General features: G+C 68.6%; 25 protein-coding genes. 10 read left to right on the top strand and 15 right to left on the bottom strand.

Annotation, left to right across the window (positions count from 1 at the left end; all coding sequences use genetic code 11):
- Nucleotides 1-8 precede the first annotated feature (8 nt).
- From ACWEQQ_RS43480 to dop, 11 genes are all read right to left on the bottom strand, one after another.
- Nucleotides 9-2,705, bottom strand: coding sequence for a DEAD/DEAH box helicase (locus tag ACWEQQ_RS43480; RefSeq protein ID WP_452352358.1), 2,697 nt, complete (start codon nt 2,703-2,705; stop codon nt 9-11).
- 3 nt (nt 2,706-2,708) lie between these two features.
- Nucleotides 2,709-3,683, bottom strand: a complete 975-nt coding sequence (gene tatC / locus ACWEQQ_RS43475; RefSeq protein ID WP_452339835.1) for a twin-arginine translocase subunit TatC — start codon at nt 3,681-3,683, stop codon at nt 2,709-2,711.
- A 134-nt stretch (nt 3,684-3,817) separates the two neighbouring features.
- Nucleotides 3,818-4,087, bottom strand: coding sequence for a Sec-independent protein translocase subunit TatA (tatA, locus tag ACWEQQ_RS43470; protein ID WP_354832182.1), 270 nt, complete (start codon nt 4,085-4,087; stop codon nt 3,818-3,820).
- A 65-nt stretch (nt 4,088-4,152) separates the two neighbouring features.
- Complete coding sequence (locus ACWEQQ_RS43465; RefSeq protein ID WP_452352357.1) at nt 4,153-5,172, bottom strand: 2-dehydropantoate 2-reductase; 1,020 nt, start codon at nt 5,170-5,172, stop codon at nt 4,153-4,155.
- An 8-nt stretch (nt 5,173-5,180) separates the two neighbouring features.
- Nucleotides 5,181-6,284: a helix-turn-helix transcriptional regulator gene (locus ACWEQQ_RS43460; RefSeq protein ID WP_452352356.1), complete on the bottom strand. Its 1,104-nt coding sequence runs from the start codon at nt 6,282-6,284 to the stop codon at nt 5,181-5,183.
- Entirely contained in the window at nt 6,281-7,273 is a 993-nt protein-coding gene (locus ACWEQQ_RS43455; RefSeq protein ID WP_364609941.1) for a helix-turn-helix transcriptional regulator, read from the bottom strand. Before ACWEQQ_RS43455 ends, ACWEQQ_RS43460 begins: the two co-directional genes overlap by 4 nt.
- Before the next feature lie 221 nt (nt 7,274-7,494).
- Nucleotides 7,495-8,853 carry a Pup--protein ligase gene (pafA, locus tag ACWEQQ_RS43450; protein WP_433561033.1) on the bottom strand — a complete coding sequence of 453 codons (1,359 nt, stop codon included), beginning with the start codon at nt 8,851-8,853 and terminating at the stop codon, nt 7,495-7,497.
- A gap of 202 nt (nt 8,854-9,055) precedes the next feature.
- Complete coding sequence (gene prcA, locus ACWEQQ_RS43445; RefSeq protein ID WP_452339832.1) at nt 9,056-9,826, bottom strand: proteasome subunit alpha; 771 nt, start codon at nt 9,824-9,826, stop codon at nt 9,056-9,058.
- Complete coding sequence (gene prcB, locus ACWEQQ_RS43440; RefSeq protein ID WP_452339831.1) at nt 9,823-10,683, bottom strand: proteasome subunit beta; 861 nt, start codon at nt 10,681-10,683, stop codon at nt 9,823-9,825. The genes prcA and prcB overlap by 4 nt, the downstream gene beginning before the upstream one ends.
- Complete coding sequence (locus ACWEQQ_RS43435) at nt 10,680-10,874, bottom strand: ubiquitin-like protein Pup (protein ID WP_033089305.1); 195 nt, start codon at nt 10,872-10,874, stop codon at nt 10,680-10,682. The genes prcB and ACWEQQ_RS43435 overlap by 4 nt, the downstream gene beginning before the upstream one ends.
- Before the next feature lie 192 nt (nt 10,875-11,066).
- On the bottom strand, nt 11,067-12,566 hold the full coding sequence (gene dop, locus ACWEQQ_RS43430) for a depupylase/deamidase Dop (protein WP_354832167.1): 1,500 nt from the start codon (nt 12,564-12,566) through the stop codon (nt 11,067-11,069).
- A 132-nt stretch (nt 12,567-12,698) separates the two neighbouring features.
- Here dop and ACWEQQ_RS43425 point away from each other — a divergent pair, with 132 nt between their 5' ends.
- Nucleotides 12,699-13,922, top strand: coding sequence for a DUF418 domain-containing protein (locus ACWEQQ_RS43425; RefSeq protein WP_452352355.1), 1,224 nt, complete (start codon nt 12,699-12,701; stop codon nt 13,920-13,922).
- Between the two features lie 80 nt (nt 13,923-14,002).
- On the opposite strand, the gene ACWEQQ_RS43420 is transcribed toward ACWEQQ_RS43425, so the two are convergent.
- Nucleotides 14,003-14,734, bottom strand: a complete 732-nt coding sequence (locus tag ACWEQQ_RS43420) for a TetR/AcrR family transcriptional regulator (protein WP_452352354.1) — start codon at nt 14,732-14,734, stop codon at nt 14,003-14,005.
- Between the two features lie 94 nt (nt 14,735-14,828).
- Between ACWEQQ_RS43420 and ACWEQQ_RS43415 the strand changes: the two genes are divergently transcribed.
- Together ACWEQQ_RS43415 and ACWEQQ_RS43410 are read left to right on the top strand one after the other, a co-directional pair.
- Entirely contained in the window at nt 14,829-15,749 is a 921-nt protein-coding gene (locus ACWEQQ_RS43415; RefSeq protein ID WP_452352353.1) for an AurF N-oxygenase family protein, read from the top strand.
- Entirely contained in the window at nt 15,746-16,096 is a 351-nt protein-coding gene (locus ACWEQQ_RS43410) for a DUF4873 domain-containing protein (RefSeq protein ID WP_452352352.1), read from the top strand. The genes ACWEQQ_RS43415 and ACWEQQ_RS43410 overlap by 4 nt, the downstream gene beginning before the upstream one ends.
- Nucleotides 16,097-16,114: 18 nt before the next feature.
- Here the strand turns inward: ACWEQQ_RS43410 and ACWEQQ_RS43405 are convergent, their stop codons facing one another.
- Nucleotides 16,115-16,804: a TetR/AcrR family transcriptional regulator gene (locus ACWEQQ_RS43405; protein ID WP_452352351.1), complete on the bottom strand. Its 690-nt coding sequence runs from the start codon at nt 16,802-16,804 to the stop codon at nt 16,115-16,117.
- A 129-nt stretch (nt 16,805-16,933) separates the two neighbouring features.
- Between ACWEQQ_RS43405 and ACWEQQ_RS43400 the strand changes: the two genes are divergently transcribed.
- Nucleotides 16,934-17,389: a nitroreductase family deazaflavin-dependent oxidoreductase gene (locus tag ACWEQQ_RS43400; RefSeq protein WP_354832155.1), complete on the top strand. Its 456-nt coding sequence runs from the start codon at nt 16,934-16,936 to the stop codon at nt 17,387-17,389.
- A 3-nt stretch (nt 17,390-17,392) separates the two neighbouring features.
- Here the strand turns inward: ACWEQQ_RS43400 and ACWEQQ_RS43395 are convergent, their stop codons facing one another.
- The gene (locus tag ACWEQQ_RS43395; RefSeq protein WP_452339825.1) at nt 17,393-17,755 is read right to left on the bottom strand and encodes an arsenate reductase family protein; all 363 of its coding nucleotides are present in this window, start codon (nt 17,753-17,755) and stop codon (nt 17,393-17,395) included.
- Nucleotides 17,756-17,801: 46 nt separating this feature from the next.
- The gene (locus ACWEQQ_RS43390) at nt 17,802-19,175 is read right to left on the bottom strand and encodes a hypothetical protein (protein ID WP_452352350.1); all 1,374 of its coding nucleotides are present in this window, start codon (nt 19,173-19,175) and stop codon (nt 17,802-17,804) included.
- A 412-nt stretch (nt 19,176-19,587) separates the two neighbouring features.
- Between ACWEQQ_RS43390 and ACWEQQ_RS43385 the strand changes: the two genes are divergently transcribed.
- The 6 genes from ACWEQQ_RS43385 to ACWEQQ_RS43360 all read left to right on the top strand — a co-directional run bounded on the left by ACWEQQ_RS43385 (nt 19,588) and on the right by ACWEQQ_RS43360 (nt 24,838).
- On the top strand, nt 19,588-19,968 hold the full coding sequence (locus ACWEQQ_RS43385) for a nuclear transport factor 2 family protein (protein WP_452352370.1): 381 nt from the start codon (nt 19,588-19,590) through the stop codon (nt 19,966-19,968).
- Between the two features lie 185 nt (nt 19,969-20,153).
- The gene (gene helR, locus ACWEQQ_RS43380; RefSeq protein ID WP_452352349.1) at nt 20,154-22,352 is read left to right on the top strand and encodes an RNA polymerase recycling motor ATPase HelR; all 2,199 of its coding nucleotides are present in this window, start codon (nt 20,154-20,156) and stop codon (nt 22,350-22,352) included.
- A gap of 235 nt (nt 22,353-22,587) precedes the next feature.
- Nucleotides 22,588-22,827, top strand: a complete 240-nt coding sequence (locus ACWEQQ_RS43375; protein ID WP_452352348.1) for a DUF6374 family protein — start codon at nt 22,588-22,590, stop codon at nt 22,825-22,827.
- 107 nt (nt 22,828-22,934) lie between these two features.
- Nucleotides 22,935-23,420, top strand: coding sequence for an aminoacyl-tRNA deacylase (locus tag ACWEQQ_RS43370; RefSeq protein WP_452339817.1), 486 nt, complete (start codon nt 22,935-22,937; stop codon nt 23,418-23,420).
- Between the two features lie 480 nt (nt 23,421-23,900).
- Nucleotides 23,901-24,413, top strand: a complete 513-nt coding sequence (locus ACWEQQ_RS43365; protein WP_379400118.1) for a hypothetical protein — start codon at nt 23,901-23,903, stop codon at nt 24,411-24,413.
- A 98-nt stretch (nt 24,414-24,511) separates the two neighbouring features.
- A complete protein-coding gene (locus ACWEQQ_RS43360) occupies nt 24,512-24,838 on the top strand; it encodes a DUF3467 domain-containing protein (RefSeq protein WP_364609878.1) in 327 nt (108 codons plus the stop codon).
- The last annotated feature ends 380 nt before the right edge of the window (nt 24,839-25,218 follow it).

Genomic DNA, 25,218 nt, shown 5'->3' with positions numbered 1-25,218 from the left:
CGTATCTACTACGCCGCGTCCACGGCTACGACACCCCGGCGGATGGCCCGCACCGCCTTGCTCGCGGTGGCCGCCACCTCGAGGTCGTCGGCGGTGCTGTGAATCTGGTCCAGCAGATCGATCACCTGGCGGCACCAGCGCACGAAATCGCCCGCGGAGAGCGGGTTTCCGCGATCACCGCTGGCGAGCAGCGCATCGGCGAGATCGTCGCCGCGAGCCCAGGTGTAGACACCCGTGACGAAACCGAGGTCGGGTTCCCGGGTGGGCTGCACCCGGTGCCGGGACTCGTCGGCGCGCAACTGCGACCACACCCCGATGGTGGCGTCCACGGCCCGGCGAATCGGCGCGGTCGGGCCCGAAGCGCCCAGGTAGCCGCCCTCCTGCCGGGATTCGTACACCAGGATGGACACCACCGCGGCCAGCTCGGCCGGGCCGAGCCCGCGCCACAGTCCCTGCCGGAGGCTTTCCGCCACAACCAGATCCGCCTCGGCGTAGATGCGGGCCAGGCGGCGGCCGTCCTGGGTGACCTCGCCGTGCTCGACGTAGCCGCGCTCCTCGAGCAGCCCGAGGATGCGGTCGAAGGTGCGTGCCAGGGAGTTGGTGGTGGCCGCCACCTGCTGGCGCAGGTGCTCGGTCTCGCGCTCGACCCGGTTGTAGCGTTCGCCGATACGCGCCAGCTGCTCCCGGTCCGGCCGCGCGTGCGCCGGATGATTGCGCAATGCCCGCCGCAGGGTCTGCAGCTCGCGGTCGTCGGCGGCCTTGGACTTGCCACCGCCCTGCCGCCCGCGCCGGGGCGCGGTGATGCCGGTGCTGCGCAGCGCGGATGCCAGGTCACGGCGCACCCGCGCGGTGCGGTGGTCGACATGCTTGGGCAGCCGCAGCCGGCCCAGCGATTCGGCCGGGGTCGGGAAGTCGGCGGCCGAGACCCGGCCCGCCCATTTGTCCTCGGTGAGCACCAGCGGACGCGGATCACCCGGTGTCGCATCGGGTTCCAGGATCACGGCCAGACCCTGCCGGCGTCCGGACGGAATCGCCACCACGTCCCCGCGCCGCAACGCGGTGAGCGCCGACACCGCGGCCTGCCGCCGGTCGGTGCGGCCCTGCCGTTCCAGGTGCCGCTCCCGGTCCCGGACGCGTTCGCGCAGCTGGATGTATTCGAAGAAGCTCTCGTCGCCGAGCTGCGAGCGCAGCTTGCGGAGCTGGGCCTCGTTGCGTTCGATGCCCCGCACCAGGCCCACGACCGACCGGTCGGCCTGGAACTGGGCGAAGGACCGCTCCAGCAGCGCCCGCGACTCCACCGCGCCCATGCGATCGACCAGATTGATCGACATGTTGTAGCCCGGCCGGAACGACGACCGCAGCGGATAGGTCCGCGTCGAGGCCAGACCCGCCACCGCGCTGGTGTCCACCTCCGGCTGCCACAGCACTACCGCGTGGCCCTCGACGTCGATCCCGCGCCGCCCGGCCCGCCCGGTGAGCTGCGTGTACTCCCCCGGCGTCAGCTCGGCGTGGCTCTCACCGTTGAACTTCACCAGCCGCTCGAGCACCACGGTCCGCGCCGGCATGTTGATGCCGAGAGCCAGTGTCTCCGTGGCGAACACGGCCCGCACCAGCCCGCGCACGAACAGTTCCTCGACCGTGTGCCGGAAGGCGGGCAACATGCCCGCGTGGTGCGCGGCGAAACCGCGGTGCAGCGCCTCGCGCCACTCCCAGTACCCGAGCACCTCGAGGTCACTGCGCGGCAGGTCCCCGGTGTGCTTCTCGATGATCGCGTCGATCTGCTCGCGATCGTCCTCGCGCGAGAGATCCAGCCGCGAGCGCACGCACTGTGCCAGTGCCCCATCGCATCCGGCGCGGCTGAAGATGAACGTGATCGCCGGCAGCAGCCCCTCGTCGTCGAGCCGGGCGATCACCTCCGGCCGCGGCATGGGCCGGAACGAGCGCCGCGGCCCGCCGCGACCACGACCCGGCACCGCCCAATTGTCCATCCGGTCAACGGCTTCGCGGTGCTTGATGTAGCGCTGCAGGTCCCCGTCCACGATCACCTTGGCGTCGCTGGACTTCGGGTCGAACAGATCGAACATGCGCCTACCGACCATGACGTGCTGCCACAGCGGCACCGGCCGCGTCTCGTCCACGATCACCGCGGTGTCACCGCGCACGGTCTCCATCCACGCGCCGAACTCCTCGGCATTGGAGACCGTCGCGGACAGGCTGACCAGGCGCACCTCCGGCGGCAGGTGCAGGATGACCTCCTCCCACACCGCGCCGCGGAAGCGGTCGGCCAGGTAGTGCACCTCGTCCATGACGACGTACGACAGCCCGCGCAGCGCATCGGAACTCGCGTACAGCATGTTGCGCAGCACCTCGGTGGTCATCACCACCACCGAGGCGTCGGGATTGATGGACTGGTCGCCGGTCAGCAAGCCGACCTCGTCGCGGCCATAACGTTCGGTGAGATCGGCGAACTTCTGGTTCGACAGCGCCTTGATGGGCGTGGTGTAGAAACACTTCCCGCCCGCGGCCAGCGCCAGATGCACCGCGAACTCGCCGACCACGGTTTTGCCGGCGCCGGTGGGCGCGCAGACGAGCACACTGTGCCCGCCCTCGAGCGCCTCACACGACTGCCGTTGGAACGGATCGAGCTCGAATTTCAGTTCGGCGGCGAATGCCGCCAGTTCGCCAGTAAGCGACCTTGATGTCACTTTTCAGAGAGTATCGGAGTAATCCGACACGCCTCGCGTTGTTTTCTCGAGCGGTGCGGCAACCACGGGTTCCGCGGTCGGCACCGGGGTCGGGGCGTCGACACCGCCGGGCGCGGTGTCCAGCGGGGACGCCTCGTCGTCGGCCAGCTTGTCCCAGGCCTCCGCATTGCGGGCCCGGCGCTTGTCGTTGAGGCGCGCGAACTGCACCGCGACCTCGAACAGCAGCGTCAACGCGAGCGCCAGCGACAGCATGGAGATCGGGTCCTGCGGGGTCACGATGGCCGCGAACACGAACAGGCCGAAGATCAGTCCGCGCCGCCACTTGGTGAGCCGCTGATAGGTCAGCACCCCGAGGAAGTTCAAACCCACGATGAGCAAAGGGGTTTCGAAGCTGACGCCGAAGATGACCAGCAGCTTGATGATGAAGCTGAAGTACTGCGCACCGCTCAGCGCGGTGATCTGCACGTTGTTGCCGATGGTCATCAGGAAGCTGAGCGCGTGGGCGACCACCCAGTACGCCAGCACCGCACCGGTGACGAACAGCGCCGCGCCCGCCGCCACGAACGAGATCGCGTACTTGCGTTCCTTGGCGTACAGACCGGGCGTGATGAACGCCCACAGCTGATACAGCCAGAACGGGCTGGCCACCACCACACCCGCGGTGGTGCCGACCTTCAGGCGCAGCGTGAACTGCTCGAAGGGCGCGGTCGCCAGCAATCGGCAGGCGCCGTCGGTGCTCAGATTGGCCCGCGAGGAGGCGGGCAGATCACAGTAGGGACCGCGCAGGATCTCACCGAGACTCTCGATCCCGAAGATCGAATGCGAGTACCAGAAGAACCCGAACAGGGTGCCGACCGCGACCCATGCCAGCGCGATGAGCAAGCGCCTGCGGAGCTCCGAGAGGTGCTCCACCAAGGACATGGTGCCGTCGGGGTTCGTGCGGCGCTTGCTGCGCCGGGGATCGAACGGGATGCGCATGTGTGTGTGACTGCCTCCGCCTTGCGGCCAAAGAAGACGCGGGCGCGACTGCACGCCCCTGAAGATCCGGAGAAGCCGGACCCGGACACCGCCTCATCCGGGATGAGCGGCGCTCATCCCGGCTGGTCGTGGCCTCAGGCCTTCTGCTGGTCGTTCGGCTGCGGCGTGGGCTGCACCGGCTGGGCGGGCGGCAGCTGGGCCGGCGGCTGCACCGGCTGGGCCTGGGCCTCGGGAGCGGCCTCGCCCGTCTTGCCCTCGTTCTGCATCTGGCTGACCTCGGTCTTGAAGATGCGCATCGAGCGACCCAGGCTACGGGCCGCGTCGGGCATGCGCTTCGAACCGAAGAACAGCAAGAAGATCAGCACGACGATCAGCAAGTGCCACGGGCTGATGGCGCCTGTCATTCCATTACCTCCAAAGACTCTGGTGAGTCCGATGCTACCGGACCCGCATATCGCGAAGCTTGTTGTCAACCCTTGTTCGCCGCGCCGTCACGCGCGGCGTCGGTGAGCTGTTCCAGCAATTCCGGGCCCGACCAGGTGCGCCGGTCGCCGTTCTCCGCAGCTGACACGAGTTCGATCAGCTTCTGGTTCACCGGCGTGGGTATTCCTACCATGGCCCCGAGACTCACGATTTCACCGCACAGCCAAGGGATTTCGGTTCTGCGCCCGGCGGCCAGGTCGTCGGCCATGGACGAGCGGGCCACCGGATCAACTGCCAGCACCTTTCCGGCAACCCGGCGGAAGACGCCATCGGGCACGGTCAGCAGCCGGGCCATCATCTCCGGCGGCAGCGGCGTGAGCCGGGCCGGGCGGATGCGGGCCGCCGCCATCACGGCCAGGGCCTCCCGCTGGGCCAGCGCCAGACAGCGGCGGTAGTCGCGGGCACCGAGCTCCTCGCGCAGCGGGCGGCCCGACAGCGCGTTGATGGGGTTGTTCAGGTTCAGCAGCAGCTTCGCCCACTGGATGGGCAGCAGATCGGCATACCGTTCGAAGCCCAGCCCGGACTTGGCGAAGACCGGGCCGAACCGGTTGAGCACCGGGTCGTCGGCGACGTCGACCGTGCCCGCGGTGCCGCGATGGAAGCGGCCCTGACCGTGATGAACGACATTGAACATGACCATCCCGGCCAGCACCACACAGGTGGGCAGGAGCTCGCGGATGACCGCGTCGTTACCGATACCGTTCTGCAGGCTGATCACCACCGTGCCGGGCCGCAGCAGGCCGGCCAGTTCGGCGGCGGCGGTGGCGGTGGCCGCGGATTTCACGGTGATCAGTACCAGATCGGCATCGCCGGCGGGCTCGGTGACCGCGCGGAAGGCGTCCGGTTCGACGCGCGCGTCATTGCCGTCCAGATCGGTGAGCCGCAGCCCGAAGGTGCGCAGTTCCTCCACCACGCGCGGCCGTCCGACGAAGGTGACCTCGGCCCCGGCCGCGGCGAGCCGGCCGCCGACGTAACAGCCGATGCTGCCCGCCCCCAGCACCGTCACACGGAAACTCAAGCGGGACCGACCCCCTCGAGCCCGGCGTAGGCGGCCAGCGCCGAGCTGGACCGCTCGCGCACCGCGGTCACCAGTTCGGCCGGGCCGAGCACGGTGACGCCGGCGCCGAAGCCGAGCAGCAGCCGCGCCATCCAGTCCAGGGTGGCGAAGCGCATGGTGGCCTCGACGCTGCCGTCCGGGTGGGCGGTGACCCGGTGCATCGGGTACTGCTCGAGCACCCAGGCGTAGTCGGGGCGAATCAGCAAGCGCGCCAGCGGGACCGCGGGATCGTCGACGAACAGGTCCAGGGCGGCGGTCTCGTCCGCGGCAGCCTCGGCGGGCGGGCGGGCCGGCTCGTCGAGCTCGGTGGCCTCCTCGATGCGGTCGAGGCGGAACAGGCGCACGCCTTCGGCCTGCCGGCACCACGCCTGCAGGTAGCTGTTGTTGTCCACCAGCACGATTCGGATCGGGTCCACGATGCGCTCGGAGACCACGTCCCGGCTCGCCGAGTAGTAGACGAGGCATAGCGCGTGATCGTGCTCCAGCGCGGATCGGACGGTCGCCACAGCGGGGGCCTCGACCGGCACGGGGAGCGGCGGTCCGGCGAATTCCCGTCCGGTGATGGCGGATTCGATCTTCGCGATGGCGGCGTGCGCCGCGCTCGGATCCACCATGCCGGGCAGGTCCGCGATGGAGCGCAGCGCCACCAGCAGCGCGGTCGCCTCCAGCGAGGTGAGCCGCAGCGGTCGGTCGATGCCCGCGGAGAAGGTGACCTCGATGCTCTCCTCGGAGAACGACAGGTCGATGAGATCGCCCGGACCATATCCGGGCAGGCCGCACATCCACAGCTGGTTGAGATCGGTCATCAGCTGCTTGGAGGACACGCCGAGTTCGGCCGCCGCCTCCGCCGCGCTGATGCCCGGATTGGCCTGGAAGTACGGAATCATGTTGAGCAGCCGGGCCAGCCGGGTCGAGAGCCGGCTGGTGCTGGCCGTCGCGCTCCCCCGCCGGTCCTTCGCGCCCTCGGAAGCCCGTGCGCCGTCACCGGTTCCGCCCCGGCGCGCGCCGCCGGCGTCGATCACATTGTCTCCCCGGCGTTTCCGCGACGCAGCCTCGCTCATGCCGACACCTCCGTCCGCTCCAGCACCGACTTCAGGCGCGCGATCACATTCTCGCGCAGGTCTTCCGGGGCGAGCACCAGGGCGTCCGCGCCGAGTCCGGTGATGAGCCGGGCCAGCCAGTCCCGGGATCGGATGGGCACCTCCACGATCGAGCCGGAACGTCCGCCGAGCGTGCGCTCCTCCATGACCGGTCCGAGCCGGCGGATCTCCTGCCCGCGGCCCTCGGCCACCCACACCGTGGCCGAGCCGCTGATCGGGGTCTGCGCGGTGACCTCGGCGACCACGGCCCGCAGGTCCAGGTCCTCGGGCTTGTGCACCGCATTGGCCGGGCCGTACTCGGTGACGTCCTCGTCGATGCGGGAGATGCGGAACACGCGCTGCGCGTTGCGGACATTGTCGTGCGCGACCAGATACCAGCGGCCGTGGTGGGTGACCACACCCCAGGGCTGCACGTCCCGTTCCACCGGATCCCCGTGGGACTGCCGGTGTTTGAACGTCACCGCCCGTCCGGCGTCGATGGCCGCGAGCAGTTTGCCGAGCACCGGTTCCGAGCCGCGGGTGCGGGCCGGGACCGCGGGCACCGCCGACACCCCGGCGTCGGGCTCCACGTGAATACCGGCGGCGCGCAGCTTGAGCAGTCCGCCCTCAGCGGCCGCGGCCAGCTCCGGGGACTCCCACAGCTGCACCGCCACCGCGACGGCGGCGGACTCCTCGCTGGTCAGATCGATATCGGGCAGTTCGTACGCATCCCGGTTGATGCGGTAGCCCTCGACACCCGAATACCGGCTCACCGGACCGATTTCCAGGGGTATGCCCAGATCGCGCAGCTCGTTCTTGTCGCGCTCGAACATCCGGCTGAACGCCTCGTCGCTCGCGGACTCCTCGTACCCGGCGACCGACTCCCGGATACGCTCCGCGGTCAGGAACTGCCGGGTGGACAGCAGCGCGATAACCAGATTCATCAACCGCTCGACCTTGGATATCGCCACCCCGTAGAGAGTAATGGACTGGGTTCGATTTGCCTCCGCGCGCTCCGGCAGGGTGCGCGGGGAGGCGGCGGAGCCGTGAAGGTCTCGTTCTTCCCTCCCTCCGCTCCTCCGCTGCGCTCCCCCGCTCCACTCGGTCCGGAACGAGACGGGCCGCGAACCTTCGGGCGTCCTCCGAAATCGGAGAATCCGAGTGTTCGCGGCCCGTGATCAGGCAGAACAGCTCACATCGAGGCGATGAGGCGATCCACGCGCTCGTCGACCGAGCGGAACGGGTCCTTGCAGAGCACCGTGCGCTGGGCCTGATCGTTGAGCTTGAGGTGGACCCAGTCGACGGTGAAGTCGCGGCCCGCCTCCTGAGCGGCGGTGATGAAATCGCCGCGCAGCTTGGCGCGGGTGGTCTGCGGCGGCGTGGTCACCGCCGCGTCGACCGCCTCGTCCTCGGTGATCCGCTTGGCCAGACCCTTGCGGGCGAGCAGGTCGAAGACGCCGCGGCCGCGCTTGATGTCGTGGTAGGCCAGATCCAGCTGGGCGATCTTGGGATCGGACAGCTCCATGTTGTAGCGGTCCTGGTAGCGCTGGAACAGCTTGCGCTTGATGATCCAGTCGATCTCGGTGTCCACCTTGGCGAAGTCCTGCGCCTCGATGGCATCCAGGGTGCGGCCCCACAGATCCACCACGGCGTCGACCTGCGGGTCGCGGTCGCGGTTGCGCAGATGCTCGACGGCGCGGGCGTAGTACTCACGCTGGATGTCGAGCGCCGAGGCCTGCCGGCCACCGGCCAGCCGCACCGGGCGCCGGCCGGTCAGATCGTGCGACACCTCACGGATGGCGCGAATCGGGTTGTCCAGAGCGAAGTCTCGGAACGCGACACCCGCCTCGATCATCTCGAGCACCAGCGAGGCCGTGCCCACCTTGAGCATGGTGGTGGTCTCGGCCATGTTCGAGTCGCCCACGATCACGTGCAGGCGCCGGTACTTCTCGGCATCGGCGTGCGGTTCGTCGCGGGTGTTGATGATCGGCCGGGAACGGGTGGTCGCCGAGGAGACGCCCTCCCAGATGTGCTCGGCCCGCTGCGACAGGCAGAAGGTGGCCGCCTTCGGCGTCTGGAGCACCTTGCCCGCACCGCAGATCAGCTGGCGGGTTACCAGGAACGGCAGCAGCACGTCGGAGATCCGGGAGAACTCGCCCGCGCGGACCACGAGGAAGTTCTCGTGGCAGCCGTAGGAGTTGCCCGCCGAGTCGGTGTTGTTCTTGAACAGGTAGATATCGCCGCCGATACCCTCCTCCGCGAGCCGCTGCTCGGCGTCTATGAGCAGATCCTCCAGGACCCGCTCGCCGGCGCGGTCGTGGGTGACCAACTGCACCAGGCTGTCACATTCGGCCGTGGCGTACTCCGGATGGGAACCGACATCGAGGTAGAGCCGGGCACCATTACGAAGGAACACGTTCGAGCTACGGCCCCAGGAAACTACCCGGCGGAAGAGATACCGGGCCACCTCGTCAGGACTCAACCGACGGTGACCGTGGAACGTGCACGTCACCCCGAATTCGGTCTCGATCCCCATGATTCGTCGCTGCACCCTATCGACATTACAGCGGAGTTGTCGCCGGTAACGGGCTTGTCGGACAGCTGATGCAAACGTATTCACAACGATTTAGCACGGGATGCAACGTGGCACGCGCTCTACCCTGCGAAAAAGCAAGGCTCCTTTGCACTCTGCTATTGAGAGTGCAAAGGAGCCTTATCCCGAATAGCGGGATTTGCCTACGCCGGCGCGGGCCCTATGACGGGTCCCCGCTCGACGGCTTCTCGGCCTCGGCCGCCGCGTTCGCGGTCGGCGCCTGGCCGGTCACCAACTCCTGCAGCGCCGCGCCCTGGATGCGGCGGAACGCCCGCCGCGGCCGGGACTGCTCCAGGGTTGCCACCTCGAGCGAGGCGGAACCCAGGGTGCGCTGCTTGTCCTTGTCGCCCTCGGGGACGGCCTTCTGCAGCGCGGCCACCGCCGTGGAGATGGCCGATTGCAGATCCAGGCCCGGCTGGTAGGAGGCCTTGAGGGCGGTGGTGATGGGGTCGGTGTTGCCGCCCATCACCACGAATTCCCGCTCGTCGACGATGGATCCGTCGAAGTTGATGCGGTACAGCACCGAGTTCGAGGACTGCTCCGGATAGCCCACCTCCGCGACGCAGATCTCCACCTCGTAGGGCTTGAGCTGGTCGGTGAAGATGGTGCCGAGGCTCTGCGCGTAGAGGTTGGCCAGGAAGCGGCCGGTGACATCGCGGCGGTCGAACTGATAGCCGCGCAGATCCGCCTGCAGGATGCCCCCGCGGCGCAGCGCCTCGAACTCGTTGTACTTGCCGACCGCGGCGAATCCGACCCGGTCGTAGAGCTCACTGATCTTGTGGAGGGTGGCCGAGGGGTTCTCGGCCACGAACACCACACCCTTGTCGTACACCAGCACCACGACACTGCGGCCCCGTGCGATGCCCTTGCGCGCAAGTTCGGTCTTGTCGCGCATGATCTGTTCGGCCGACGCGTAATAAGGCAGTGTCATGCTTCGCCGATCCCCTCTGCCGCCAGCGCGGCCCGCTCCTCCACCATCGCCCGCGTGATCTCCTTCAGGCGCTCCTCGGTCACTTCCTCGGAGCCCTCGGCGTCGATCACGATCGCGGTCGGGTAGATGTTCCGCATCGTGTCGGGCCCACCGGTGGCGGTGTCGTCGTCAGCGGCGTCGAAGAGCGATTCGATCGCGATCCGCAGCGCCCGGTCCTGATCGATCCCGCGCGCGTAGGTCTTCTTCAGCGACGACTTGGCGAACAGTGAACCCGACCCCACCGCGGTGTACCCGAAGCGCTCTTCGCTGCGGCCGCCGACCACGTCGTAGGACACGATGCGCCCGGACTTGTCCGCGTCCTGCGCGTCCGGGTCGAAGCCGACCAGCAGCGGCACCACCGCGAGACCCTGCAGGGCCGCGGGGAGGTTGTCGCGCACCATCTTCGACAGCTTGTTGGACTTGCCGTCGAAGGTGAGGGGCACGCCCTCGATCTTCTCGTAGTACTCGAGTTCCACCGCGAACAGGCGGATCATCTCGATCGCCATGCCCGCGGTGCCGGCGATGCCGGCCGCGGAGTAGGTGTCGGTGATGTACACCTTCTCGATGTCGCGGCTGGCCAGCAGGTTGCCCTGGGTCGCCCGGCGATCGCCCGCGATCAGCACACCGCCGCGGTAACTGACCGCGACGATGGTGGTGCCGTGTGGCGCTATGTCCGACGGCACGCCCGGATTGGGGTGCGTGCCGTCGGGTCGGATTCCGTTGCCGGGCAACAGTTCCGGAGCGTGCAAACGCAGGTACTCGGAGAAAGAGGATTGGGCGAACCCCAACTGGAGCCGCAGGGGGTCACCTTGGGTCACTGGCCGCCCTTCTGCACGTATGCGCGGACGAAGTCCTCCGCGTTCTCCTCGAGCACGTCGTCGATCTCGTCGAGCAGGTCGTCGGTTTCCTCCGCCAGCTTCTCGCGACGCTCCTGTCCCGCCCCGCCGTCGCCGACCGGGCCCTCGTCCTCGTCGCCGCCACCGGCGCGCTTGGTCTGCTCTTGTGCCATAGCAGCCGACCTCCTCTGTGATCATCGGCGAGCACCGGAGAAGATCCGATGCTCGTCCCCCAACACTACCCACCAGCGGGGACAACATGCCGGATTAAGCGTCATTGTGCTGTTGCCGCGATCTCCCCGCCGCCATGTCGCGGACACGAAAAAGGGGCACGGGATTCAGTTCCCGTACCCCTTCCGCATGGCCTAGTGGGTCAGCTGCTGGACCAGTTCCGAGGCGGTGTGCACGCCGTCCAGGAGTTTGCCCACGTGGGACTTGGTGCCACGGCGGGGCTCCAGGGTGGGGATGCGGACCAGGGAGTCACCGCCCAGGTCGAAGATGACCGAATCCCAGCTCGCGGCCGCGATATCCGCGCCGAAGCGGCGCAGGCACTCGCCGCGGAAGTAGGCGCGAGTGTCGGTGGGCGGGTTGGTCATGGCGTCGGTGACATCCTGCTCGGTCACCAGGCGCTGCATGGAGCCGCGGGCCACCAGGCGGTTGTAGAGGCCCTTGTCCAGGCGCACATCCGAGTACTGCAGGTCGACCAGGTGCAGCTTGGGGGCGGCCCAGGACAGGCCCTCACGGTTGCGCATGCCCTCGAGCAGGCGCAGTTTGGCGGTCCAGTCGAGCAGGTCCGCGGTTTCGAGGGGGTCACGCTCGAGCAGGTCCAGCACGTGGGCCCACTTCTCGATGACGTCCTTGGTGCGCTCGTCGTCGTTTCCGGTGCGGTCCATGAACTTCTCGACCCGGTCGAGGTAGATGCGTTGCAGCGCAAGGCCGGTCAGTTCCCGGCCGTCCGAAAGCGCAACGGTGGCACGCAGAGTCGGGTCGTGGCTGATGGTGTGCACGGCGGTGACCGGGCGGGCCAGCTGCAGATCCGAGAGATCCTCGCCGGCCTCGATCAGATCCAGCACCAGGGCGGTGGTGCCGACCTTGAGGTAGGTGGACCATTCGGCGAGGTTGGCGTCGCCGATGATGACGTGCAGGCGGCGGTACTTGTCGGCGTCGGCGTGCGGCTCGTCGCGGGTATTGATGATGCCGCGCTTGAGGGTGGTCTCCAGGCCGACCTCGACCTCGATGTAGTCCGCGCGCTGCGACAGCTGGAAACCGGGCTGGTCACCGGACTGGCCGATGCCGACCCGGCCGGAGCCGCAGATCACCTGGCGGGACGCGAAGAACGGGGTCAGGCCCAGGATGATCTGGTTGAACGGGGTCTCGCGGCTCATGAGGTAGTTCTCGTGGGTGCCGTAGGAGGCGCCCTTGCCGTCGACGTTGTTCTTGTACAGCTGCATGCGGGGGGCGCCGGGGACGCTGGAGGCGAAGCGGGCGGCGGCCTCCATGACGCGCTCACCGGCCTTGTCCCAGATGACCGCGTCCAGCGGGTCGGTGACCTCGGGGGCGGAGTACTCCGGGTGGGCGTGGTCGACGTAGAGGCGGGCTCCGTTGGTGAGGATCATATTGGCCGCGCCGACTTCGTCGGCGTCGATCACCGGCGCGGGCCCGTTGAGCCGGCCGAGATCGAAACCGCGCGCGTCGCGCAACGGCGATTCCACCTCATAGTCCCAGCGTGTGCGCTTGGCGCGCGGCACGCCCTCGGCCGCGGCGTAGGCGAGCACCGCCTGGGTGGATGTGAGAATCGGGTTGGCCGACGGCTCGGTAGGCGTCGAAATGCCGTACTCGACCTCGATTCCGATGATGCGCTGCATGCGATCGAGCCTAGGCGAAAGGCACGCCCGGACGCGGGTGGACTGTCCGGGTTGGGGTCATTCGCTGGTCGTAGCCGGGGTCGTTCTCCCGGGCGATCCGCGCCGAACCGCGGCGACGGCACAATGACCGCCATGGTCGAATCGGCTTCCGCCCCGCGTCCGGCGCTCGCGCCCACCCCCGCCGCGGACCCGAATCCCGTTTCCGCGCAGCCGCGTTCGGGGCGGCTGGCGGCACTGGACGTGCTGCGCGGCATCGCCATCCTGGGGACGCTGGGCACCAATATCTGGATCTTCACCAATGCCGAAGGACTGCTCGGCTACATCTCGCGCGGTGACGAGCCGCACGGAGCCTGGTTGTGGACCGAGCGGCTGCTGCAGCAGCTGGCGCAGGGAAAGTTCCTGGGATTGCTGACCATCATGTTCGGCATCGGGCTGGCTATCCAGCAGCGATCGGCGGAGCGCGGCGGCCGGGCCTGGCCTGGCGGATATCCGGTGCGGGCCGGGCTGCTGCTGCTCGACGGGCTGGTCAACTTCTTCTTCGTCGCCGAGTTCGACGTGCTGATGGGGTATGCGCTCACCGGGCTGGTGGTGGCGTTCATCCTGGCGACGAGCCCGCAGGCGCAACGGCGCTGGCTGATGGTGGCGGCGGGCATCCACCTGACCATGCTGTCGCTGATCGCCGTGGCGATCGTGCTGGGCCCCGGGGGCGGGGACGGCGGGCACCGGCCGCTGGACCCGAATCCGTATGCGGACGGGTCGTTCTGGGATCTGGTGGCCTTCCGCTGGGATCACGTGCTGCTGTTCCGGCTGGAGCCGATCTTCATCTTGCCGATGTCGATCGCGCTGTTCCTGGTGGGCGCGCGGCTGTTCCGAGCCGGGGTGTTCCGGCCCGAGGGCGCACGAATCCGCAAGCGCCTCATGGTGATCGGGTTCGCGGTCGCCGCACCGGTCGATCTGATCCTGGGCCTGACCGGCGGCGACCTGATCCTGGTGACCCGCTACGGCACCGCGCCGCTGGTCTCGCTCGGCATCCTGGCCCTGGTCGCGGAGTGCTACGCGCACCGCCCGGACCCCGGGTTCGTCGCGCGCCGCTTCGCCGAAGTGGGCCGAATGGCGTTGAGCTGCTACATCGTTCAGAACCTGGTGTCGGGATTCCTGTGCTACGGCTGGGGTCTGGGGCTGGCGAGCCTGGTGTCGGCGAATGCGCGGGTGCCGTTCACCGCCGGGATCTATGTGCTGGTCTGCGCGCTCATGCTGGTGTTCGCCCATGTCTGGCTGCGCCGCTTCGACCGCGGGCCGGTCGAGTGGCTGTGGAACCGCAGCTACCGCGCGCTCACCGGGCGCGGGAGCCGCTGATCACTCAGCGGCCGTCCGAGTCACTCAGCGGCCGTCCGAGCCTGTCGCGGCGGCAGGCGAGGCGGATTCGGTTGTGCTGGTTACACCACCCGCGCGGCCTCCGCGCGGGACAGCAGTTCACTCACCACGGTGTCGCGGGTGAGTGGGACATCCAGGCTGCGGGCGTTGCCCTCGAGCAGCGCCAGGACGGATTCGGCGAGGATGCCCTCGACTTGCTCGGAGGACAGAGTGGGGGCGGCGCGCCAGCTGTTGACCACGCCGTCGACGAAGCCGACGGTGCCGAAGGCCATGGGGCGGGCCCGATTCCGGTCGATGCCGAAGCGCTGTAGGGCGTCGGCGAACAGGTCGGCGAGCCGGCCGCCGATGCGGTCGCGAGCGCCGGCCAGGGCGGTCGAGGCCTCGCCGTGCGGGTCGCCGGCGGCCAGGAAGCGGTGCAGTTCCGGGTGGCGTTCGACCCAGCCGACGTAGCTGCCGACCGCGCCGCGCACCAGGTCGCGGACGGTGCCGTCGGGGTGTAGCCGCGGCAGCAGTTCGGCGGTCAGGGATTCCAGGATGTGGCGGCGGATGGCGTCGTCGAGGTCGGCGCGGCCGTCGAAGTGCCGGTAGACGACCGGGCGCGGTACCTGCAGGCGGTCGGCGATCTGCTGGACCGAGATCTCGGTGCCGTTCTCCTCGATGACGGCCAGCGCGGCATCGAGCATGTCGGCACGGCGCTGGGCCTTGTGGCCGTTCCAGCGGGTGCTGCGACCGTCTGCCGCCCGCTCTCGGTCCCGGAGGGAGGGCTGCGCGGGTCTGCGTCGGGTGCCGGTCACGGGCCTCACGATACTCACCTCACCGTTGACCGAGACAGTATGTAGCACTAATCTGAGTGTAACAGCCGGTATCAGTAATGAATCAGGAGCTGTCATGGGCGACAACGCTGTCTCCGCCCCCACGGCCGCCGCACTGCCCGGGCGTGAGTCCTTCGCTCAGCGCTTGCTGACCGGATCGGTCAAGAAGTCCTACGACCCGGTCGTCGACATGGACTGGGACGCCCCGCTGGATCCGGACCAACTCTTCCTGCCGCCCGAGGTCGTCTCGCTCTACGGCACCCCGCTGTGGGAGGGCTTGACGCCCGCGCAGCGCCGCGAGCTCTCCCGCGAGGAGCTGGCCAATGTGCTGTCGGTCGGGATCTGGTTCGAGAACCTGCTCAACCGGCTGCTGCTGCGCGAGCTCATGGCAGGCGATCCGACCTCCCGGCATGCGCACTACACGCTCACCGAGATGGGCGACGAATGCCGGCACATGATGATGTTCGGCAAGCTCATCGAGCGCATCGGCACGCGGCCCTACTGGCCGAACCGGTTCGAGCGCTGGACGATCAGCGCCCTGCAGCTCTTCCTGCGAGGCTCGATGGTGTGGGTGGGCGCCCTGGTGGGCGAGGAGATCTTCGACGCGCTGCAGCGCCGCACCCTCGACGATCCACAGCTGCAGCCGCTGGTGGCGCGGGCCATGCGGATTCACGTCACCGAGGAGGCGCGGCACATCGGCTTCGCGCGCGCGGCCCTGGCAGACCGGGTGCCGACCATGTCGAAGGCCGAAGTGCACTACACGCGACTATGTGTCGCGGTCGCCGCTCCCCTGTTCGTCTACCTGGTGACCAACTGGCACATGTACGTCCGCGCGGGCATCGAGGACGGGCGGGCGGCCCGGAAGCTGGCCCGCGCCAACCCGCATTCGCGGCGGGCGCTCGGGCTCGGCGCCGCGAATCTCGGTGCGTTCCTGGACGCGCAGGGGCTGATGGGGCCGATCGGCAAGCGTCTCTGGCGGCGGCGAGGGCTGCTGTGAGGTTCCGGCGGGCCCGGCGCGACTCCCCCGCACCGGCCGACCCGCCCGCCGGCCTCACCGAACCCGAAGTTGCACCGGACTATTCGGGGCCGGCACTGCTGGACGCCCCCGGCACGGAGGTGGCGGTGCGCGTGGCATTGACCGGGCATCTCGATCCGATCGACGGCCAATTCCATTGGCACGGGCGAATTTCCGCGGCCGACGGGAGCGAACTGCCCGACCCCGGCCGCGGGCAGGTGTTCCTGACCGTGCCGGGCGGTGCGCCCGCGCCCGGCGTGCTCCAGGAGCGGGACCCGTGGGGGAATCTGCGGATCGCCGGGGTCGGCGCGCCACCGTTCCCGCTGTAGCGCACCGAGGTTCGAGCGCTACCCGGTGAGCCCGATGAGGTCGGCCATGGTCTCGACCGAGTAGGCGAAGAACGGCCCGGCCGGGTCCATCGTGTTGTCCAGCTGCCCGAACAGCTCGAAGGTGACCACGCCGAACAGCTGGGTCAGGCCCAGCATGGCGCGCGCCACCGCCGGTTCGGGCATGCCGGAGTTCAGGAATGCCGCGATCAGGGCGGATTGGGTCTCGAGTTCGGGGGTGAGGGTTTCCGTGGGCGTGGCCAGGGTGCCGGACTGCCAGGCCCGGTGGACGATGCCGAGGGCGGCGAGGGGCCCGCGTGACGCGGGTGCGACGGTGGTCTGCGGGGCGCGATAGCCCGGCACCGGCGATCCGTACACCAGCGCGTACTCGTGGGGGTGCGCGATCGCCCAGTCCCGCACGGCATTCGACAGGGCCCGCCACTGGGCGCGGGGGGCGGTCTCGGTCGCGACCGCGTGCTCGACGGCATCGCCGAGGGCGTTGTAGGCCTCGATGATCAGCGTGGTCAGCAGCTCGTCGCGACTGGGGAAATACCGGTACAGCGCCGAGGACACCATGCCCAGCTCACGGGCGATGGCCCGCAGCGAGAGCGCGGGTGCGCCGGATTCGGCGAGCTGCCGGCGCGCGGCGTCGGTGATCTCGCGGGTGATCTCGGCGCGGGCGCGGGCACGGGCGGTACGGGGCACGCTCATTCCGACAGTGTGCCACGAATCGGATCACCGACAAATTTCGAGAGCACTGCTCTTGACAGTCCGAGCGTCGTGCGCGCACACTGATCACATCAGAGAGCACCGCTCTCACAAGTCGAAGGAAGTGCCCTCATGGACGCCCACACCGCCGCCACCCGCTACCTCGGCCCGAAGGGCCTGGACCCCTACATGAACCGCTTCTTCAACCTGCTGCCCAAGCTCGGCATCAGCATCGCCGGCTCCCGGCTGCTGGCCGTGCGCGGCCGCAAGTCCGGCGAGTGGCGCACCACCCTCGTCAATGTCCTCACCACCGACGACGGCGCCCGCTACCTGGTCGCCCCGCGCGGGCACACCCAGTGGGTCCGCAACCTGCGCGTCGCGGGATCCGGCGAACTGCGCCTGGGCCGCAAGGTCCAGACCTTCACCGCCACCGAACTCCCCGACGCCGACAAGATCCCGGTGCTGCGCGCCTACCTCGACCGCTGGGGCTGGGAGGTCGGCCGCTTCTTCGAGGGCGTCACCAAGCACGCCACCGACGCCGAATTGGCCGACATCGCCCCGGGGTTCCCCGTTTTCGCGCTGGCCTGAGGCTCAGCGGAGTTCGTCGAGGGTTTCCTCGTCGCGGGCCAGATAGGCGCGGCCGTCGGCGGTGAAGACGATGGGGCGCTGGATCAGTCGCGGATGCGTGGCCAGGGCCTCGATCCAGCGGTCGCGGTCGGCGGGGGTCCGGCCCCACGCCGAGACGCCGAGTTCCTTGGCCTCGGGTTCGGCGGTGCGGGTGATGTCCCACGGTTCGAGGCCGAGTTTGGTCAGGGCGGCGCGGATCTCGGTGGCCGAGGGCGGATTGTCGAGGTAGCGGCGCTCGACATAGTCGGCGCCGGTGTCGTCGAGCACCGCCTTGGCGGTACGGCTCTTGGAGCACTTCGGGTTGTGCCAGATTTCGGTCGCTGCCATGGGTTCAGCCTAGGCGGCGGCGACCGGGCCACCGCTCACCGGCACATCAGACCCAGTCGACGACCCAGCGGTAGGGGCGCATCCAGTACAGGCCGCCCTCGGGAACCGGCGCGCCCCAGCGCTGTTCGGCCTGGGTGAGCTGCCAGCGGTATTCGGGGGCGGGCTCGCCGCCGTGGATCTCGTAGAGGTGACGCCGCCAGGTGTTGATCATGGCGGGAACGACCTGCTGGTCGTTCTCGTAGGCCCACTCCACGTTTCGCATCATGAGGCTGTCCACGGCATGGTTGGCGGCATTGGGGTCGCCGCTGCTCAGCGAGTGCAGGAAGGCCGCGACCAGGTTGTAGGCGATGGCGTCGTGGACCGAGGTCTGGCCGTTCTCGAGCGACCAGATGCCCAGGTAGGTCGGCCCCTGCTCGTCGATCCACACCGCGTGCGCCTCGCCGACCCGGTTGTCGAAGATGAGCGCGGTGAGCAGGCCCAGCGTCGACTTGCCCATGATGAGCGGATCGGGACTGCCGCTGGAGAGGGCGTCGTCGATGAGCGCCCGGTAGGCGGCCGCGGCGATGCCGGGCCGGTTGGCGTCCATGAGGGCGTCGGCGGTCTCGCCGCCGGCGAGCTGCGCGGCCGGCGGCTGGGACGGACCCGAGACCGCCTGCGGCGCACCGTCGCCGACCTGCAGGAACTGGGTCTGCATGGCGTCGGGGGCAATCGGATCCGACAGCGGCACGCCATTGCCCAGCGGGTCGTCCAGATCCAGGTTGACGGCGAGGGGTTCCTGCAGGCTGGGCGCGGTTTGCAGGTATTCCAGTGCCACCCGGGCGAATTCGTTGTCCTGACTCTCCAGCCACTCGCGCCCGGCGCGCAGGGTGTCGACGAGATGGCCGCCGACGCCCTGTTCGATGGCGGCGCACAGCGCGTAATAGCCGTAGCCGCGGTAGTCGTCGTGGCCGACGCCCTCGGTGATCAGCAGCTGCGCATATCTGCTTGCCAGATCGTGTCTTTCGATATCGCCGAGCAGCGTGCACGCGGTCATTGCGGCCATCAGCACCTCGGCGTGTTCGCCGTGGGCGCGCCGCAGGTCGATGCAGCGGTCGGCCATGACGACGGCGCTGTCGGGCAGGCTCTGCTGGGTGGCGGCCTCGACGGCCATCGAGTACATGGTGGCCAGTGTGGCGGGCGGGATGTCGGCCGGGTAGCGGGCCGGGCCGTGTTCGGCCAGGCGCAGGGCCTGCGCGTAATCGCCCGCGCCGAAGGCCGATCGGAAGCGGTAGGAGACGATCCAGCCGTACTCCTTGGGATCGGGCGCCGCGTCGAGCCCGTCGTCGAACGCCGACAAACGGGCCAGCGCCTCGTCGGCCCGGCCGCTGTCCAGCATGCCGCTCGCCTCGTTCATCACCTCGACGAACGCATTTCGATCCATGGCCTACTCGCCTTCCCGCATATGTCAGCCCCGGATCGTATGACCGTGCCACCACAGTGCGTGGCCAGTGAGGTCAAGGTCATAGTTCGACTCCACCCCACATGACCACGCGTTGTCATTCGCGTGGCACGTTGTGTCACAACGATATTCCCGCACCCCGACGCGAACCCGCCTCCCTGCGGGCCATTCTCGCTTCGCGGCCGATCCGTCCGGACCCCAATCTAACGACAACACGCCAGCCCGCCCCGCAACCACGCTCGGCGCGTCGGGGCTCACCTCACCGGGAGATGATTCGCACCGCATCACCGCACAGAGTGTGCATATCCTGCGGATCCGAGGTCATTACGATCACGGGCGGCGGCTGCCGCATTGCCATTTCGGCCACGGCGGCGTCGGTGGCGTATTTGTGACCATGCAGCCCCGCCGCGAGCAACAACTCGATTACTCGAGCATCTGGGGCGGCGAGCCCGCGACCGTCACTCCGGCGCAGATCCGCGCCGACTGGGAGAAGCTGATCGGCAGCTTCGACGCCACCCAGCATTTGCTCGGCAATCACCTGGTCACCGTGGACGGCGACCGCGCGGAACTGACCGCGATCTTCCAGGCGATCCACCTCCTGGCCAATCGATTCGGTTCGCCGCGGTGGACGCTGGGCGGCACCTACCGCATCGGCCTGCACCTGGTCGGGGGCGAGTGGAAGGTGGATTCGATGGTGATGACAGCCCAGTGGGCCGACGGCAACAAGGACATCCTGACCCTGGCCTCGGGCGGGCAACGCCCTGCCGCGGCCTAGGAAAGCCCGGATGCGGCGAGAGGAATTCGGAAGGGGGAAGAGGGAGGAATGGAAAGGATCGTCATTCTTTCCCCTTCAACCATATAACACAGTGGGGGACTTGCGGCAAGGCCCCGGTATTGGCGCACAATCGCTGGCCGAGGGCTGCAACCTGCGCGAATGGGCGCGCGGGCGGGCAGCGGGGAATGGCTAGGCGGGAAGGTGTGGTGCTGGTGTCGGATCAGGGGTACGAGAAGGAACTGCTCGCGGAGCAGGAGTATGTGACCGGGCTGTACGCGCGGCTGGACGCCGAACGGGCCCGGGTGAAGGGCCGCTATGGCGAGACGCTGCGTTCGCGCGGCACCACCCTGGTGGAGCGGGACGCTGAGGTGCGGGCGCTGGGCAAGGAGGTCCAGCGCCTCGAGGTGGCCGACAACGGGCTGTGTTTCGGGCGGCTGGACAGCGTGACCGGCGAGCACTCGTACATCGGGCGCCTCGGGATCTTCGACGAGGCGAACGAATTCGAACCGCTGCTGCTGGATTGGCGGGCGCCGGCGTCGCAGGCGTTCTATATCGCGACCGCCGCGAGCCCGGAGAACATGCGGCGTCGTCGCCAATTCCACACGCGCGGGCGGCTGGTGGCCGATTTCACCGACGAGGTGTTCGGCCGTCCCGGTGACGGCGAGCGCGGTGACGCGGCCCTGCTGGCCGCGGTCAACGCGCCGCGCAGCGAGGGTATGCGCGACATTGTGGCCACCATTCAGGCCGAGCAGGACCGGATCATCCGGCTCGATCACCCGGGCGTGCTGGTGATCGAGGGCGGGCCGGGCACCGGCAAGACCGTGGTGGCGCTGCACCGGGTCGCTTATCTGCTGTACACCCAGCGTGCGCAGATGGAACGCAACGGCGTGCTGGTGGTGGGCCCGAACACGGCCTTCCTCAGGCACATCGGGCGGGTGCTGCCGTCGCTGGGCGAGACGAACGTGGTGTTCACCACCGCCGGTGATCTCGTGCCCGGGCTGAGCATCACGGCCGAGGACGGACCGGAAGCGGCGCGGCTCAAGGGTTCCCTGCGCATCCTCGACGTGCTGAAGGCCGCGATCGCCGACCGTCAGCGGGTGCCGCAGGAGCCGATGTCGATCGAGTTGTCGGATGTGACGGTGCGCCTCGGCGCGGATATCGCCGGCTGGGCGCGGGAGGAGGCGCGCGGTAGCGGGTTGCCGCACAACCAGGCTCGCGCGACCTTCCTCGAGGTGCTCACCTGGGCGCTCACCGAGCGGGCCATCAAGCGGATCGGCGAGGGCTGGCTGACCCGCGACGACCGTGAGGCCTGGGAGAACATGCGCGCCGATCTGCGCGCCGAACTCGCCGAGCACGAGGGCTTCACGGCGCTGATGGACGAGCTGTGGCCCACGCTGACACCGGAAACGCTGCTGGCGGAACTGCTTTCGTCCGCCGACCGGCTGCGCGCGGCGGGCGCCGACGAGACGCTGTGGCGCGCGGACGGTGCGGCGTGGACGGTGTCCGATGTCCCGCTGCTCGACGAACTGGTCGATCTGCTGGGCCGTGACACCTCCGCCGAGGAGGCGGCGGCCGAGCGGGAACGCAAGGCCCAGGCCGCGTACGCCGAAGGCGTGCTCGACCTGCTGGTCGGCCGCGCCGACCACATGGACGACGAGGATCACCTGTTCGCCACCGACCTGCTCTACGGCGACGACCTGGCCGAGCGCTTCCTGGAACGCGACACCCGGGAACTCGCCGAACGTGCTGCCGCGGACCGGGATTGGACCTACCGGCACATCGTGGTCGACGAGGCGCAGGAGCTGTCGGCGATGGACTGGCGGGTGCTGATGCGCCGCTGCCCGAGCCATTCCTTCACCGTGGTGGGCGATCTCGCGCAGCGCCGGTCCGCGGCGGGCGCGACCTCCTGGGACGCCGTGCTGGAACCATACGTCCCCGGCCGCTGGGCGTACCGCTCGCTGACGGTGAACTACCGCACCCCGGCGGAGATCATGGCCGTGGCCGCCGCTGTCCTGACCGGCTTCGCACCCGAGGTGACGCCGCCGGAGTCGGTGCGCTCCTGCGGCGTGCGGCCGTGGGCGCGACAGCTCACCCTCGGCGAGATGCCTGCGGCCATCGAGGAATTCACCCGCGACGAGGCGGGCCGCGAGGGCACCAGCATCGTGATCGGCCCGCCCGGCATGCCGGGCACGGTCCCCGCCTCCGAAACCAAGGGCCTCGAATTCGACGCGGTCCTGGTGGTCGAGCCCGAGCACATCCTCGCCGACGGCCCCCGCGGCGCGGCCGAACTCTACGTCGCCCTCACCCGCGCCACCCAGCGCCTCGGCGTCCTGCACGGGGGCCCGCTCCCACCGGCCCTCGCCGGCCTCTACACGTCGAAGTAGAGCTCGGCCTACATCCTGGACGTCTGCGGTAGGTAGATGGCCGTATCCGTTGCCTAACTGCATGTTTGGATGTCGGCACCGTTGGTGGGCCTGGGCCTCGGCGAGGCGCGCTGCGGACGGACCGCGGACGATTCCGGGCATTCGCGCAGCGGTTGTCCATGCGCTTACGTCCGGAACCTGTCGGACCACTCGCCTACTATCGAAAGTTTGTTCGACTCGAGGTAGCCTTGTGATCATGCCGGAACTGCCTCGCCTGGAATGGGCACGCATGAATCTCGATCAGGTGCGTGCCCAGCTGCTCGCCGCGGCCTCCCGTGGTCGGTTCCTCACGCCCGAGCAGCTGGAGAATGCGGCGGGCAAGATCGAAGAGGGTTTGCGGGTCTACGAGGAGGAGACCGGCCACGCGGCACCCGAGCCTCGGCCGGACAGCCCGCGGCCGATCTGTCCGAACCCTCGCCGCCACCGGAGCCGTTGAGCAGGACGAGGCCCTCGTCCCGGCGCGGGAAATCCACGATGACCTATGCTGAAAGCCCAGGTCCGCTGGGGTTAATGGTGGTACCAACCAGTCATTGGAGGTCCGTCATGTCCATATCGCTAACCGTGCAGCAGTGCCTGACGGATGCGGGCGCCGAGTATGAACTCGTACCGCATCCGCACAGCCACAACAGCTCAGAAACCGCCGAAACCGCCCATATCCCCGGCGACCGCCTCGCAAAGACAGTCCTCCTGGAAGACTCGCAAGGCTACGTCGCCGCCGTGCTGCCCGCCAGCCACCACCTGCGACTCGCGAAGCTCTGGTCGCAAACGGGTCGGCGGCTGGTGCTCGCCAAGGAATCGAACTTCCGCGAAACCTTCACGGACTGCGAAGTCGGCGCTATCCCGCCCATGTGCACCGCCTACGGCATGACGACGCTGATGGACGAGAGCCTCACCACGCAGCCGGATATCTACTTCGAGGCCGGTGATCATGAGACGCTCGTCCACCTGCAGACCGACCAGTTCATGCGTCTGATGGAGCAGGCCGAGAAAGCACACTTTTCCCACCGCTCGCAAACCACCCGCCACTGAGTTCGCGCAACTACTGATGCAGCGGCGTCAACCGTACGTTCGACGACGGTGGCTGCAGCGATGCCGCCATGCCGGCTTGCACGAGGGCCGGCATTCGCGAAATCCGTGCTCGCGCAAGACATCTGGATTCATTGTCAGCTACGGCCCGTAGCCGTTCGCCCACTAGCGGCCCACCGATTGGCGGAATCGGTTGCCGAGGATGTCAACCCGACTGCCGAGGACGGCGACGGGGCGGGCCGGTTCGGCTGTTCGAGGTACTGTCACGCCCCCGCGAGTGGCTGCCATCGCGTATTGCTGTTCCCGCTGGTCCGTTTCTCCCCCGAGCCCGGGTTTGGGTATGTTTCGTCGGCTTTGCGTACTGGTTGCCGAAAAGTTACTGACGTGCGGTGATGGATTGGGCAGAATGGCACCGGTCACACGAGTTCTTCCCGCAACAACCTCAGTGTCTCAATCCACACATCGTTGAAAGGGAGCTCGAACATGGCACAGGAAACCAGCGGTACTGCGACGGCGGAAGCTCGACGCGGAGACATCGACGTACAGGCGGAAGTGGAATTGCTGCGGCTGCGAATGGACGAAGCCCGGCAGGAGGCACAGAACGCCCGCCAGTACGCGATGCAGGCCTCGGGTCTCGCGCGCCAGGCGCAGGCGCAGGCCCGGCAGGTACAGCATCAGGCCCAGCATGCGCAGCAGGACGCCAACCAGGCCAACCAGCAGGCACAGCAGGCCCGCCAGCAGGCGATGCTGGCCACCAACCAGGCCCAGCAGGCCCAGAGCGAGGCCGACCGGGCTCAAAGCCAGGCCCAGCAGGCGCAGGGCGAGGCCAATCAATCCCAGCAGCGGGCCAGCACCGCCCAAGACCAGGCCGACCAGGCCACCCAGATGGCGCAGCAGGCCGAGGACCAGGCCAACCGGGCACAGGACCGCGCCGGTCAGTGGGAGATACAGCTCCAGCAAATCCGCCAGCAAGCCCGCCTCCAGCAGGGCCGCTGACCCGGCGAGGATGACGCAGTGACCACAGTTCTGGCGGCCGGCCACACCGGGCACCCGGTGTGGCCGGTTCGCCGGCCCCGCTACCGAGGAGGTTCGCGGTGAGTGGCCCCGTTCCGCCGCCCGCGGACGAATCCGATGTCGACGTCGAGGTCATCGTGCCGGAGACCGTCAGTGCCGGGGTGTACGCCAACGGGTTCACCTGCTGGTACAACCGCACCGACTTCACCCTCGATTGCCTGGTCTACCTGCCCACCGAACCGGGCGCTGTCAACCCGGCCGGTCAACCCACGATGCGACAACCGGTGCAGGTCACCTCCCGGGTGAAGTTCCCGCCCGCGCTGATCTTCCGGCTCATGCAAACCCTCAACGACAGCATGAGCAACTACGAACGCCAATTCGGACCCATCACCCACCTCGGTGAATAACCTGTCCACGGAGAAATGCATGCAGACCCCGAAATCAAGCCCCATCATCATCATCGCCGGCCCGGCTGACCGTCCCGTCGTCTGCGACCCAGCCGTACGGTATCGGCCGCAGATAATCCCGGGCCGCCACTACCTCGTCGCCCCCGCCGCCCCGCACCCACAACCCGAACCTTCCTGAATATGAAAGGCAGGGGGTTGTTCGCGGGCTTGCAACATTGTTGGCGTCTCCCGCCCATCACGCGCAGTTACGGCTGTCTCCTTACTACCGGGCAAGGAGACAAGAACAGTTGCCGAAGGAGACAGGCACCAACGGCGGCGGCTTCTACAACGGTTTCGGTGATGGCCTCGGCCTCGGCGACCACGTCGGTGGTCTCGTTGTC

The sequence above is a fragment of the Nocardia sp. NPDC004123 genome (genome assembly GCF_053603795.1).
The sequence above is the reverse complement of the archived record's forward strand: the minus strand, read 5'-3'. Positions and strand labels throughout refer to the sequence as shown.